At 41.5% G+C, this 15,238-nt stretch carries 8 protein-coding genes; all 8 read right to left on the bottom strand.

Going from position 1 to position 15,238, the window contains the following annotated elements; all coding sequences use genetic code 11:
• Window positions 1-5 precede the first annotated feature (5 nt).
• The 8 genes from pdeM to HP439_RS01000 all read right to left on the bottom strand — a co-directional run bounded on the left by pdeM (window position 6) and on the right by HP439_RS01000 (window position 15,030).
• The gene (gene pdeM, locus HP439_RS01035; RefSeq protein ID WP_172388486.1) at window positions 6-668 is read right to left on the bottom strand and encodes a ligase-associated DNA damage response endonuclease PdeM; all 663 of its coding nucleotides are present in this window, start codon (window positions 666-668) and stop codon (window positions 6-8) included.
• Window positions 655-3,123, bottom strand: coding sequence for a ligase-associated DNA damage response DEXH box helicase (locus tag HP439_RS01030; protein WP_343043494.1), 2,469 nt, complete (start codon window positions 3,121-3,123; stop codon window positions 655-657). Before HP439_RS01030 ends, pdeM begins: the two co-directional genes overlap by 14 nt.
• Window positions 3,124-3,163: 40 nt before the next feature.
• Window positions 3,164-4,744: an ATP-dependent DNA ligase gene (locus tag HP439_RS01025; RefSeq protein WP_172388485.1), complete on the bottom strand. Its 1,581-nt coding sequence runs from the start codon at window positions 4,742-4,744 to the stop codon at window positions 3,164-3,166.
• Complete coding sequence (locus HP439_RS01020; RefSeq protein ID WP_172388484.1) at window positions 4,741-5,757, bottom strand: ligase-associated DNA damage response exonuclease; 1,017 nt, start codon at window positions 5,755-5,757, stop codon at window positions 4,741-4,743. Before HP439_RS01020 ends, HP439_RS01025 begins: the two co-directional genes overlap by 4 nt.
• Before the next feature lie 256 nt (window positions 5,758-6,013).
• Entirely contained in the window at window positions 6,014-7,666 is a 1,653-nt protein-coding gene (locus HP439_RS01015; RefSeq protein ID WP_172388483.1) for a RagB/SusD family nutrient uptake outer membrane protein, read from the bottom strand.
• Between the two features lie 19 nt (window positions 7,667-7,685).
• Entirely contained in the window at window positions 7,686-10,850 is a 3,165-nt protein-coding gene (locus tag HP439_RS01010) for a SusC/RagA family TonB-linked outer membrane protein (protein ID WP_172388482.1), read from the bottom strand.
• 514 nt (window positions 10,851-11,364) lie between these two features.
• Window positions 11,365-12,603, bottom strand: coding sequence for a PepSY-associated TM helix domain-containing protein (locus HP439_RS01005; RefSeq protein WP_172388481.1), 1,239 nt, complete (start codon window positions 12,601-12,603; stop codon window positions 11,365-11,367).
• A 3-nt stretch (window positions 12,604-12,606) separates the two neighbouring features.
• Window positions 12,607-15,030 (bottom strand): TonB-dependent receptor, encoded by a 2,424-nt coding sequence (locus HP439_RS01000; RefSeq protein WP_172388480.1) that lies wholly within the window; start codon window positions 15,028-15,030, stop codon window positions 12,607-12,609.
• Between the last annotated feature and the right edge of the window lie 208 nt (window positions 15,031-15,238).

The raw sequence follows: 15,238 nt of genomic DNA, 5'->3' as shown, positions 1-15,238 counted from the left end.
AATCGTTAACGGACTTTTCCTGAGACTTCAAATATATCTTCTTCATGGAAAGCATAATAGATTGCGCCAGAAATATTCTTTTTCGTATCTAACCCCGTAAAACCAGAAAACGCTGGTAAAATCAACAGATTTTCATTGACCATAAATGCAGGAAATCTATATATTCTGTTTGTCGGCAGGCGAAGTGAAACTCCTGGATGAAAGTGTCCGGAAATTTGCGGCTCCAATGACATTGTTACCGGTTCATGAACGAATTGTATACCCTGTAGACAAAGATTGGCACATATTTCATCAATACCCATTGCATGCAGTTTACTTTCAGCCAATCGGTCATGATTTCCCTTGACCAAGATAAATTCTACCTCCGGATACTTTTCAAGAAAAGCAGTTAATTCCAGCACTTCACTATTTTCTCCTGCATGCAAAAGATCGCCCACCAAAATAATACTGCTAGGTTTATAGTACCCGATGAGCGCGTCCAAACGTCCTAAATCTTGCTGATGAATCAAATTAGTCATCGGAATTCCGTTTTTTCTAAAGTAAGCGGCTTTCCCTAGGTGCAAATCAGACAGGATTAAAGCGTTCTCTTTTCTCCAAAAAAGCGCCCTTCGGTTGGTTAACGTAAAGGTTTGCCCCCACCATACAATATCTTTTTCAATGATGTTCATTGTCCCGTTTTTTTAATTTTGAGTTCCGCTCCTGCATCCGCTTAATTCTTACTGAGAGATCCTCACTTGATAACGATTGCCTCAAACTATCCACCTTAATTGGAAAACTCAGCGGTGTGAAATTAGTCGCAAATTTATAAATGATCTTCGATGAATTAATCCGCTCAAACGCATCTCGAAGTCTCGGTTCTTCCATTTGATGGTTAAACACTTCTGTATAGGCTTGGCGGAGCAAAAGGTTGTTGGGCTCATGTTCTTCTAATACCTGAAAGATTATACCAGATGAGGCTTGTAATGATCGGTTATTTTTCTGCTTGCCATACACATTTTGAATAACGTAACCCCCAATAACTGCGATATCACGGAATTTACGTTTAGCCATTTCCGTTGCATTAATGCTTGCTAGAACATCCTCCACAAGGTTCTCTTTTCGCAGGATATGGACGAGTTGTTCTTGAGTAAGTGTTATCTCCGAATCAGAAAACAGTTCAAACCCGTAGTCATTCATCGCCATGGAGAAACTAATTGGGTACAAAAGACTGATACGGTAGGCCATCAAACTGGCCATTACCTCATGCACCAACCGCCCTTCAAAGGGATACATAAAAAGATGATATCCTTCCCGTGTTTTAATGTTTTCTACCAAAAACTCTTCGACCGACGGTATGTGTGAATTTTCCGATTGTCGGTCAACAAGTGGAAATAAAAAATTCAGATCCCGATCATTCTTTCGGGGATTCTTGGATTCGCCAAGTTTCTCTCGCAACAGTCTGCCTAAGTTTGCACTAAGTGGCAGTCTTCCTCCTAGCCAACTCGGAGTAATGCCTTTACCCTCAGAAGACTTTACGTATGCAGTCATTTCCTTTAACCGTATAAATTGAAGAACACGCCCCGCTAAATGGAATTTATCACCCTCCTTAAGTTTAGAAATAAAATATTCTTCTACCATACCTACATAACCTCCAGAAAGAAACTTCACCTTGACCATGGCGTCGCTGACTATAACGCCGATATTCATTCGATGCAACATGGCTATACGTCTCTTTTCTACAACAAAAAGGCCGTCGGTCTGCTTGACAACTTTATGAAACTCCTCATAGTTTTTACCAATCTTCCCCCCCATAGTGACAAATGCTATACACCATTCCCAATCATCCTTTGACATCCACTGAAAGGAATAAGTAGATTTTACCAGTGTGTATGCTTTCTGTTCAACGAACCCGCCGCCCAACGCGAGCGTAACCAGAAACTGTACCAACACATCATAGCACAAAACCAACGGCTCTCGAGCCTCAATAATCTCACGTTTGATGGCTTCCTTAAATGCTGCTGCCTCTATAAGCTCCAGTGAGTGCGTAGGAACAAAATACACACGTGATATTTCAAATGGCGAATGCCCGCTTCGTCCTGCACGTTGCATAAAACGAGCAACTCCTTTACACGACCCTATCTGAATCACCGTGTCTACAGGTTTAAAATCAACGCCTAGATCCAGTGAAGATGTTGAAATAACGGCTTTCAGCTTTCCTGCACTCAAAGCATCCTCGATCCACTTTCTAATAGGTGTGTCAATAGAACTATGGTGAAGCGCCATCTGACCCGCGAAATCGGGATGTGCCTCTAAAAGCATTTGATACCAAAATTCGCATTGACTGCGCGTATTGGTAAAAACAATCGTTGAGTTACTTTGTAATATTATAGGCACAACCTGTTCAACAAGGCTCTTTCCCAAATGGCCAGCCCACGGAAGTACTTCAACCTGTTCGGGAAACACAGAGACAATTTCGAAAAGTTTTTTTTCTTTCGCTATAATTTTAACCTTTTTAGAGTCTTGCGGCAATAAAACGTCCATCGCTTCCCCAAGGTTGCCTATAGTCGCGGTAATTCCCCAAACACTTGGCCGTTTACAGAAATGATAGAAGTATGCGAGCGCCAGTTCTACCATCACACCCCGTTTAGTACTTAATAACTCATGCCACTCGTCTACTACTACTACCCTCAAAGAACGAAAAAATCGATCACGTCCCTTTTGTGCGATTAGCAGGTGTAGGCTTTCCGGGGTAACTAGCAAGATATCGGGCATCTGTTTGCTCTGCCGTTGTTTAATTTTCACATCTGTATCCCCGTTGCGCGCTTCAACGGACCAATCCAGTCCAATTTGTTCAATCGCATCCTGCATGGCACGTGCTAAATCCGTCGAAAGAGAACGAAGCGGTGCAACCCATATCATCTTAAGTCCCTTTCCGTAACGCTCAGGAGCATTCATAAAATTTACAAGGAGGCCAAGAAAAACGGAAAAAGTCTTGCCAAATCCCGTTGGAGCGACTACCATTCCGCTATACCCGCGATTCAGCTTTTCCCAGACCTTTTTTTGGAAGCTAAAAGGCTGTTTACCTTGGGAAAGCATCCACGATTCTATAATCCGGTATCCCGGGCTTTCTTCTAATTTACTCACATCAATATAAATAACACATTATTATCTCCAACCATACAGATCACGTAATCAACATTTTCACCGTTTCCAAATCGTCAATATCCGCAACGGTTTTGTCTCTCCGCCACCTAAGAATTCTGGGAAAACGCAGAGCAACCCCTGCTTTGTGACGAGAGCTCCACCCGATTCCCTCAAAAGCAATCTCAAAAACGAGCTCGGGTTTTACGGTGCGTACGGGACCGAATTTTTCAATAGCATTTTTATTCACGAACCTACTGACTTCCTGAATTTCTTTATTTGTGAGTCCCGAGTATGCCTTAGCAATCGTAACCAGTTGATCGCCATCTCGCACTGCGAACGTATAGTCAGTATACTGGCTACTCCTTCGACCGCTCCCTTTTTGCGCATATATTAAAACTGCATCAATCGTTAAAGGATCTGTTTTCCATTTCCACCAATCACCCTTGTGGCGACCAGTATGATAAATAGAATCTTTTCGCTTCAACATCAGCCCTTCGGCTTGTATCTCTCTAGCCTGATCCCGAAGCTGAGCAACATCCTGTAACGTCTCTCCCTCTAATACCGGCGATAGCTTAACCGCCTCGCTGTGATGTCGATCAAAGAGGTCTTCGAGTATTAGACGGCGGATTTCCAGCGGTTCTTGACGCATATCTTTTCCTTTGTATTCAAGAATATCATATAAAAAAATTGAAACAGGTACCTCTGTTAAGGTTTTTTTGGTGAGAACTTTTCTGTTAAGCCTCCTTTGCAATGAAGTAAAGCTTAATAATTTCCCATTCGAAAATCCTAAAATTTCTCCATCCAAGACGAAGTCCTCCTCCCAATAACTAAACGCCTCTACAATTTCTGGGAATTGCTCAGTTACCAGCTCTTCACCCCTTGACCAAATAAAAATTTCCCCTTCGCGCTTTATCACCTGTCCTCGTACTCCGTCCCATTTATGTTCAATCTGCCAGTTCGCTAATTGGATAATCGTTTCCTCGACATTCTGAATTGCATATGCCAGACAGAATGGATACGGTTTGGAAAGCATAGTATTCGCGTACTCTCCCCGAACCAGATGCTCGAAATTCGTATCCTTGACTTTCCACTCTCCCATTATACTATGTGCCACCGAGTTTGGGTCGAGCCCATAATAGGTTGCAATCGCATTGATTAAGCCCTTTGAAGATACTCCTACCCTAAAACTTCCACCTAAAAGTTTATTGAATATAAAGCGCTCCTGATGAGGCAAATTCCGCCACGCGTGAAGAACAAATAACGCTTTCTCTTGATCACTACGCCCTTCCAAATCTATGATGCGCTCCATCCACTCTCCCAATGTATAATCAATATAGCCCTCTGCCGGTGGCAGAATAAGAGAAATCGTCTCGCCTAAATCGCCTACCGCAGCATAGGATTCCTGAAATAACCATTCTGGAATTCCTGTTATCTCTAACGCCCAAACTTTCAACAGTGTCGTACTTACCGTTCGCTTGGGTCGTTTTCCCGTGAATAGCGCTAAGAACCATAACTTATCATTGTCATCCGCGCTGGTTAAGAAATGTCGAATGGATTCCAATTTTTGATTGGTTTTATTGGTGCTATCCAATGCCTGGATAAGGGCTGCGAACGTTTTCATTGCTCGTCAGTGTTTGCTAGGTCACCTTCTTCACTGCGCTCCCCATATTCCGTCGGAACTTCTTGCGCAAAAACTCCTATTTCGTTTAGATACTTGGTAAACACTGTAGTTTGACCATGTGTTACATATATCTTTTCCGCTTGAGTTTGCCTAACAACCTGAAGAATGTCGTTCCAGTCTGCATGATCACTTACTGCAAAGCCCGCATCAGCGCTGCGCCATCTACGTGCACCTCTCACGGTCATCCAGCCTGAACATATACCAAACGCCATGTTCGGTATTTTCTTAAGAATATTACTGTCTATCAACGACGGAGGGACAATGACGATACTGTTATTAACATGCTTTATATCGCCTCTAAAATCAATAGTCTGATATTCTGGCAATTTAATTCCTACTTTCTCATAGGCGCGATTAAGTTTATCGATCGCGTAATGAACGTAAATTGGCGCGATACCTTCAATAGCTTTCATGATCCGTTGCGCTTTACCTAGCGAATAACCGACGAATACCGAGGTTCTATTGTACGACTGATTGAGCAAAACCCATTCTGCAAGTTCTCGATTTTGCTGGTCTACGGAATTCCACTGATAAATAGGTAATCCAAAAGTACTCTCGCTCACAAATTCATGGCATCGGACAACCTCAAACGGAGTGGAAAGACCGTCCTCTTGTAGTTTGTAGTCACCGGAAACTACAACAATTTTACCTTTGTATTCCATACGGACTTGAGCAGATCCAATAATATGCCCTGCAGGATGAAACGAGACCTTAACACTATTAATCAAAACACTTTCGCCATAACCAATACCTTGTATCCTAATATCCGCACCGATTCGGCTTTGCAAGATAGGCACAGTATAATGATGGCATAAATACTTTTTCATTCCTGCTCGCGCATGGTCGGCATGACCGTGAGTGATTAATGCAAGGTCCACCGGCCGCCATGGATCAACGTAAAAACCACCAACGGGGCAATATATGCCTTCCGGCCGAAATTCAATAAGCTGCATATCCTATCTAACGATCAGCTCGTTCATTTTGTTTTTCGAAAGCCCAATTTTGGGCTGCTTAATGAATCCAAGTATAGATCGTCAGTTATTTTAGGTAGATCAGACATTTAAGAAATTATTCATTCTAATCGTTTATACCGTCTATGCAAAAAAAACGATCATTTGATGCTATCGCGTGATCGTTCTTTCCTTCTATCGAAGGTGTAGATAATTTATAGCTATCCTTGCTTCGGATACCTTAACAAGAAACTAACCGTTAGTATCCTTTGTTTTGCTCCAAGACGCCGTATGATAAGTCTATTTGAGCTTGTGGAACCGGCATTAAATATAATTTGTCATCCCATATACGCTCTTGCGCGAGCGCATTTTTGACGCTATAAATATTCGTCATTACTGTTGGTGCAATTTTCCAACGACGAATATCCAAGTAACGGACACCTTCCAAAGCGAGCTCCACTTTACGCTCCTGACGGATCGCTTCACGCAAGGCTTCTTTAGACGCATATTTAGTCCTATTTAAAACGGGCATTCCTGCGCGCGTACGTATCTGATCGACTGCGTCATATACAGAAACATCTGGTCCTGAAGCCTCATTTTGTGCCTCTGCGTATGTTAACAAAACTTCAGCATAACGGAATAAAATGATATTACTATGATTGTCCAACTGTTCACGGTTAGCGGCTGGATCTACCATCTTTCTGAAGTTATAGCCAGTCTTCGACATATTGCTTGCCCCATCAATCCATTTATAAGTATAATTTCCTTCAGGAGTTAGTGCATTCCAAGGAGCCGTCTCAAATAAAATAGACGCATAAAACCTAGGGTCTCTATTTTTAAATTCCTCCACGAAGGCTGTCTTATCTTTATTATAACGTTCTGCACGTATTGCGGCGCTAGGAACAGCTACATTCTCGCCTGTTTTAAAACTCTGGTAACTATTCACCAAGCTTTGTGTTGGCGTTATAGAGCTCCATCCGCCAATACTTCCCTCCATTAAGTAGGTGTTAATATAATTCGATTGAGTCTGCACGACGTATTGTCTATCTAAAATAACTTCGCTGTTCCCTTCATTAATTTGATGGAAAATGCCTTCATAGCTCCGTAGAGCCAGTCGAAATTTTTGTTCTTCAGCTGCATTTGCGAATGTCGCGAATTTGGAGTAGTTATCCTTTTTATCTGACGCTGTTTCGCTACTCACTTTAAAAAGCGAATATCCGAGCGCCATAACCTCTTTTGCTGTCGCAGCCGCTTCCGCATATTTTGCTTCGCTTAATAAAACACGTGCTTTCAATGTTAGAGCGGCACCTTTAGTTATCCGACCAACTTCTTCAGTCTTTGCACCCGAATAGCTTTCTGGCAATACGGAGGCTACCGCGTCCAACTCACTGATAATAAAATCAATCACCTCCGATTTCGGAGTTCTTGGAATATTAAGCTGCTCCTCAGTAAATTCAAGTACCGAGGTAACTAAAGGAATATCGCCGAACAATGTCGTCATTCTGAAGTAGGAATATGCGCGAAGAAAACGAACTTCCGCTTTATAACGTTCTTTCAATTCTTGATCCATTTCTGCCTTATCCACGTTTTCAAGAAAGTAATTTGCTTTACGTTGATCTTCATATTTCCATCCAGCATCCAACGAAGAGTTAACGACTCCTGAAGAGATTACTGTTGCTGAACTTTCCCACGGGTACTGACCATGGGCGATATCTGCTGCTGCATCGTCGTACATCAGCGCCTCACCTGGAAGGGTTGCATAAATTGCGTTTACGGCTAAATTAACGTCATTATCTGTTTTCCAAAAGTTTTCCTCAGAAACCGAGTTCAACGGAACTCTTTCTAGAAAATCATCACTGCACGCACCTAGTGATATGCTAGCGAGCAGTCCAAAATATATTATTTTTTTCATTACAATCACATTAAAACTATTAAAAACTAGCGTTCACACCAATCGAGAATGTTTTGATTCCCGGATAGCTTGCTCTTCCAGACCCTGTTTCCGGATCATAATCGGCAAGACGTTTATCCGCCATGATTGTGAAAGGGTTATTAGATGAAGCGTACACGCGGAGGTTTGAGATTTTTGCCTTTTTGATTAGATCTTTACCGAAGGTATAACCAAGCGTAATACCACGGATACGGAAATAATTCCCGCTAAACAACCAGAAATCCGAAGTGATGTAGTTTTGGGCAGCATCAGAGGTTGTCGTTATGCGCGGGAAGGGTGCATCTGCGACATTATTTTCCTCTGTCCAACCGTCTAGCCAGGTTGATTTAATATTACCGCCGTTAAAGAACGGTTGTACCGCTTCTTGTTGAAAATATGTTTTAACTCCCCCTACACCGTAAGTTAACACATTTATATCAAACCCTTTATAGGACGCACTTAAATTAAAGCCATAGTTAAGCCACGGTACGTCATTTCCCAAAATGGTTCTGTCTTCAGCGCTCAACACACCATCTCCATTAACATCTACATATTTTATGTCACCTACTTTAGAGTTTCCTGCAATCGCATTCTGAGACGGGTGATTGTCTACCTCTTCTTGAGTAGTAAATAAACCATCTGACTTGTAGCCGAAATAATCTCCCACCGATCCTCCAACTCTGTTAATATAAAGACCATCCACCATTTCGGTACGCCCCGTTCCTAGACTGTTGATCGTATTATTAATTTTAGAAATATTAGCAGAAACCGAATACTTAAATTCTTCACCAACAGTACCGTTATAAGTTGCTGTCACCTCAACACCTCTATTTGTAGTCTCTCCTTGGTTAAAATATGCCATCTTTTCCAGTTCCCACCCAGAGGTGGCTAGAAAGTTGGGACGCAATAAAATTCCTCTTGTGTTTTTCACGTAATAGTCTGCGGTCAAACCGACTTTTCCGTGAAATAAGGTTGCATCAACTCCCACATTTGACTGGTACACCTTCTCCCAGAGAGCAGCTTTGTTTACAGCTGAGGTTTGTTGGGCCCCATCTACAGGAACGCCTGCAAAACTATACAGTGAACTAATACTGATTAAGTCATAATAGTTCCCGATCACAACGGCATCTTGGTTTCCTAAGACGCCCCAAGATCCTCTTAATTTTAATGCATCTATCCAGCTGACACCATCCATAAATGATTCTTTATCGATCGCCCATCCAGCAGATAATGAAGGGAATACAGCACGACGGTGCTCCGGAGAAAACCGTGACGAATAATCTATACGGTAATTAGCTTCGAATAAATATTTCTCTAAGTAATTGTAGTTGAATCGTCCAAAGAATGAACGAATCGACCACTCATCCTGAATAGTTCTATTTGCTAAACCATCATCATCACTACTCATATCAGACTGTGCGGACGATCCATTAACGATCGTCTCAAGATCGTTGTTTACAAAATTCTTACGGCCTAGAAATGCCTCGCGATATACATTGGATTCCTGAGAGACACCTGCAGTCAACTTCCCGTAGTGTCCGCCGAAGGTTCTTTCGTAATTCGCTACCCCTTGCAAAAGAAGTTCCTGACGTTTTCCCCAGTATTCTTTCATCTCATTCACCGGAACAGCTGTTGAAGAAAGCGGATCGCCTGTTAGAAAATCCAAAATTGCATCTTGTCTCTTGACGAAATCCCAACTGTTTGTATTCGTGTATTTCAAAGAAACTAAACCATCCAAAGAGAATCCTTCAAAGGGTGTAAGGGAAGCGTTTCCTGCCAGCTGTAAGTAGTTGTCTCTATTCCATCCCTCCCCTCCTTCTGTAACAGCGCGCATCTGATTGGTATTTGCTATCGTTGCGTTGCTTATACCATTAGAGATAGTTCCCCATTGTCCGTTCGACTGACGCAAAACCGTCATCGGAAGTGCTCTACCCATTTCGACCCAGCTTATACCTAATCCTGCACGATCATAATCTTGTTTTAAAAACGAAACATTCGTCCCGACTTTCAACAATCCTTCAATCACGTCGGTGTTTGTATTAAATTTCATGCTAATACGGTCTTGTTTCCGGCCTGGTACAAACGAATTTTGATCGAAGTAGTTTAATCCCAAGTAATAATTTGTGATTTTGCCCGGCGCGTTAATACTCAAACTTGCTTCGCGCTGAGGAGCCCCCTGATCTAATATCTCTTTGTACCAGTCTGTATTTGGATATAGGTCTGGGTAGGCGTTTGTACGATACTTCTCTATAATATCATCAGTGAAGGTCGTTTGTTTCCCTGCATTCGCCATTGCCCGATTATATAGCTCGATATATTCCAGTGAATTTGCGAATTTTGGTAAAAAGGTAGAACGCTGCCAGCCATAATTAGCGGAGAAACCCACTACCGCACGATCTCCACCGCCTCGTTTGGTAGTCACTAAAATGACACCATTAGCGGCGCGCGAACCATAAAGGGATGCTGATGCAGCGTCTTTTAATACTGACATACTACTGATGTCATTCGGACTAATAGCAGTAAACTCCGCCGCTGACGCCGGTATGCCATCGATAATGTACATAGGGCCTGGGGATCCAAGGTTCGAACGACCACGAATAGTGATCGTTGCATCGTTCCCCTTGGCAACTTCTTTAGGTCTACTTAATACAGTAATACCTGGAGAAATCCCTTGTAGTGCGTTCTGAAGTGATGAAACAGGTCTTTCTGCCAATTCTTTAGGTGAGATCGAGGCTACCGATCCTGTCAAATTCACCTTTTTCTGCGTACCAAAGGCAACGACAACAACTTCTTCTAAGCTCTCCTGGTCAGCTTGAAGTGTTATATCGATTGCACTTCCGTCTATTTTAAATTCCGACTTCGCATAGCCAATAGCATTCACCACAAGTGTTTGTCCCTGCTCCGCTTGTAGAACGAATTTACCATTCGCGTCAGTCGATGTGGCAACAGAAGGGTTCTCTTTAACCGAAACAGTTGCTCCGATTACTGGTCCATCACTTGAGATTACGGTACCGGTAATAGATTCTTGGTTCATCGTAAATAAAACGTTTGTTCCATTTTTCGCGATAGCAAAACCCAAGGAAGGCATAGTAATTCCTAACAGAATTGCAGAAGCAAAAGGATACGTTCTATTTACTAAATAATTTTTAGTAAATCTTTTTTTCATGAATATAGTTACTTGTAAATAAAAAATATTACACCAGAGGAAAGATATACATTAAACAAATATTCCCGTAACAAAAGGGTAACACAAACGATTGCTTAATCAACACAATCGATTGTGTTAAGTAGTAAAATTGTTACAATAAACCGCATTCATAAAGTCCGAAAGGGAACATATGATAGCCTTTTTATCATTTTCGAGGGATGCAATGTTTTGATCCATCGTATTTAAAAATAAAACAAAAGGTTCAGCATAGTGGGAAAATTTACGTTTTTCAGTTGGAAAAAACCGCTTATATGTATAACATAACAGGCAATGAAAACATAACGGAAATGATCGACATCACGATATATAAGTCTAAAATCAAAGATTAAAATAAAAATATTGATTAACAAAACCGAACAATTTCTGTCGGTTAAGAGCAAATAATCGAGATAGCCTAAAACATCAAAAGGGCTGAATACTGAATTCAGCCCTTTTAATGTTTTACATCTTGCCTATGCGACGCGTATTTGGTTTATATGTTCAAAGCTTCTTTGTTCGCTAGCGCAGTCGTTTTTGGTTGTCTATTTAACTTTTTAGCTTTCTTTTGTCTGCCTCGCCAAATCATAAATCCAGTTACGGGAAGACTGGCACAAATTGCACTAATGATAAACGCTAATATCTTACCCCACATACCACCGATTGCTCCCACGTGAATATCGTAATTCGCGTCCAGAACCTTTTCGGCTAAACTCTTGTCGTCGTAGTTCACGATATTGATAATTTCAGCGGTATTGGGGTCAAACATTACCCGATGACTGACGTGATAAGAATAATCGAGTTGCTTAACATAAGCTTCATAGGGATGCTCCGGGTGTTCGTACTCCAGATGTTCATAGGGGAAAACGATTGAGTATTGCGCAGCCGTAGGATACCTTTCTGCTACCTGTGCACTCATTTTATCGAGCATGGAGAATTCATAATTTTCCAAATCCAATTCCCTATTATACTCGGTATAAAACGGATAGCTTTCTCCTGGTTGCGCAAACGCGCTGAACAGTAACCCCTGAATAAATAAAAAGGAATAAAATGCGCCCGTTATCGCTAGAACTAACGCGAACGGAATTGTGTAAAAACCTAGGATGTTATGTAAATCATAGTTCTTGCGCTTCCATCCTTTGACCTTCTTCCAGCGAAACCAGAACCGCTGTCTAACAGACTTACGGGTTTTAGGCCACCAAAGATAAAGCCCTGAAACCAACATAAAGATAAATATTAGAGTGGGCACGCCGGTAATCCATTTCCCCCAAGTGGACTTCAAGAGCAAGCTAAAATGTATATATTTAACGATATGGAAAAAACTATACTCTTCGTCAATAAATCGTAACACCTCTCCGGAATAAGGATTTATATACACTGATTTATAACTTACAAACTCATCAAAATAGTTCCATGCATGCTCATCCATCTCCAAATAGATGAACTTGTAAGACTTTTGTTTATCGAGAGGAATATCCACCCAAAACACTTCGTACGGTTCTTGGGTAAAGGCCTTAACACGCGCTTCAAGTTCCGCTAGCGGCAGTACCTTCTTTTTGTCAACAGCAGCCTCTTTGTGATAAATAACGTCCCGCCTTAGGAAATCTGTTATATCCTGTTGAAACGCAAATAAACAACCCGTTAGTGCAACGATAAATACGATTGCACCAACAGTCAACCCCAAAATTAAATGAAGTTTTCCTACGGTCTTCGTTAGCAGGTTTTTTTTCTTCATACTTTAAAATTTGTAGGTAACACTTGCTGAAAAGGAGCGCAATTTCTGAGGAACTGCGTTGCCCCATCCAATCCAATATTTTTGATCCGTAATGTTATCTGCCTTTACGCCAAAACGGTATTTTGCTTTATAATCGAAAAATACATTCGCATTTAAAAGAAAGTACGCAGGTAACTCGATTCTACCCATGCTTACCGAATTCACAACGTCGTAAGAACTTGCGTAATTACCACCAATTCCCACACCTAAGCCTTTCACTTTTCCATTCAACAAACTGTAACTAGCATAAAAGTTTGCCAGATATGGTGATGTTGCCGTTGCTGGACGTCGACCCTCAACATCCGCATCGGCCTTCGTATATTTCGAATTATTATAAGCAAAACCAGCTAAAACATTCAAACCATTAATAGGTGTCCCTTGCAGCTCGAACTCGAAGCCCTCGCTCAACCGCGTGCCATCTTGAACCTGCTCACCGATTACACTTGTCGGAATGGCTCGCAATACATTATCAACAACTACATGGTAGTAAGAAATTGTACCGTTCAGACGTTTACCCAATAATTCGACTTTCGATCCGACTTCCCATTGATTTGCGAATTCAGGTTCAGCAGACTTGGTCACCTCTCCCTCGGCCAGGTACATACCCTTGTTCGTAAAACTGTTTTGGTAGCTTCCAAAAACTGACCAGATTGATTTGATAGGTTGATAAACTATTCCAAATTTTGGAGAGACTGTGACTTGATCATATTTCTCCGACTCAATAGCACCGACAAGCCCGCCGATATTATCAAAGTAGTCAAATCGAATCCCGGCCATAACATTTACATTATCGGTAAGATCCAATACGTCAGCAACGTAAGCGCTATAGGTCTCTGTCGTTCCGTCTAACGGATAGGTAAAATCGACCTCACCTGCTGCGTATTTCGCTCTCATATTTCTTCCGTTGAAAGCTGTTATATCGACCGCTACGTCCGTCATATTAATCATGTCGTAAGTAGTTCCGTAGAAATATTGTTTGTCGCGGACACGCAGATAATCTAACCCGAGTACCAAACGGTTACGCATTGAACCAATTTTAAAGTCTGCATTAAAATTTTGCTGGATTTGAAAATAGTTTTTTTTGCTGTCCTGCGTAGACTGATCCGCACGTGTTATGTAATCCGTTCCCGTAGCGTCTTCATCACCTGTTGCGATCGAGTTGGGCACAAAATAATAGTAAGCACCAAATCCATCAGAGTAGTTCTGAGAAAACGAGACATTAGTGCTTGACCTTAAAAAAGGTGATATCTCATAGTCTAACACACCGAATAAATTGAGGTTCCTGTAATCCTGATCAAGTCCTTCTCCTTGTAATGATAAATTATAATCAATCGGAAAATCTTTGATCGAATTCACCCCGTATTGTTTATCAGAAAAACTAAAACCTAACATTTGTCCCATGTTGCTGCTTTTCCCCTGCGTGTATTCCGCCTCAACAGTCACATGTGTTCGTTGATTCGGACTATATGTAAATGTTGGACTTATAAAGAAATACGAGGTTTTAAGATCATTGTTTTGAAAAGAAGCTTCGGAATTATAGGCTGCATTAACGCGAAACAATGCAGTTTTCCCTTCATTTAACACTCTATTTATATCTAATTGTGCACGGTGCATATTATTCGATCCTCCGGAAAGACTAGCGGAGCCGAAATTATGATCCTCTGCCTTTTTGGTAATACGATTGATCATCCCCCCATAACCAGCAAGCACGTTACCAAATAACGTCCCAGAAGGGCCTTTCAATACTTCTAAACGTTCTAGATTCGCTGCATCAACCGTTCCCGAAATCCCTCCAGCTAGACCGTTACGTAACGTATTTGATGAGACGAATCCCCGTAGACTCACATACGCTCCTCCATCGCCCGACCGGCTCGTTGCATTCCATATGTTTTGTAGTCCCGTTATATTACGCGAACCCTCATCCACATTAAAAATTAGTTGTTGATCCAATAGGCTCCGATCGATGACAGAATAAACCTGCGCATTCTCAAGATTCTTTAAAGGGATTTTTGCGACATTGTAGGTCGGTTTTTCCAGCACCATAGGCGATTTGTATCCTGTCACATGAACTTCGTCCATTTGTACGGCGTCTGATTTAACCGTAATCAAGCCCAGGTATTGATTTTGATTCTGTACACGAACGTTTTTCTTGAAGACTTCATTTCCTAAATATTGAATACGTAGTGTATAATTTCCTTTCTGCGGCACGTTAAGCTGAAACTCCCCATCTTCACCGGCTTTTACCTGTTCAGTGGAAGGTTCAATGGTAATCGTCGCATTCGATAGTGGTTCCAAAAATTCCGTTTGAATTTTACCGCTGACCTGAAGCTGAGCATGAACCAAACAGATCGTAGTCATAAGTATTGCAGTAAGCAGATATTTTTTCATTTTTTTAGATGCTTGCGGGAAGCAAATGTATAATTAATTTAGATTAATTAAAAATAATTATAACAACTTTTTTACAGTGCTCGCAAAACCAAATTCCAATGGAACAACAATTGTGTCAACATGTTACAAAACTTATTTCAAGTTAAACGCTGGCGTTGAAAACGCACAACGACAAGGTAATCCCCATGCCACTTATTGCGATACTCAA

Source organism: Sphingobacterium shayense (assembly GCF_013179575.1).
In the GTDB taxonomy this organism is placed as follows: domain Bacteria; phylum Bacteroidota; class Bacteroidia; order Sphingobacteriales; family Sphingobacteriaceae; genus Sphingobacterium; species Sphingobacterium shayense.
Note: the sequence above shows the minus strand (reverse complement) of the source record. Positions and strands in the feature narration are given on the sequence as shown.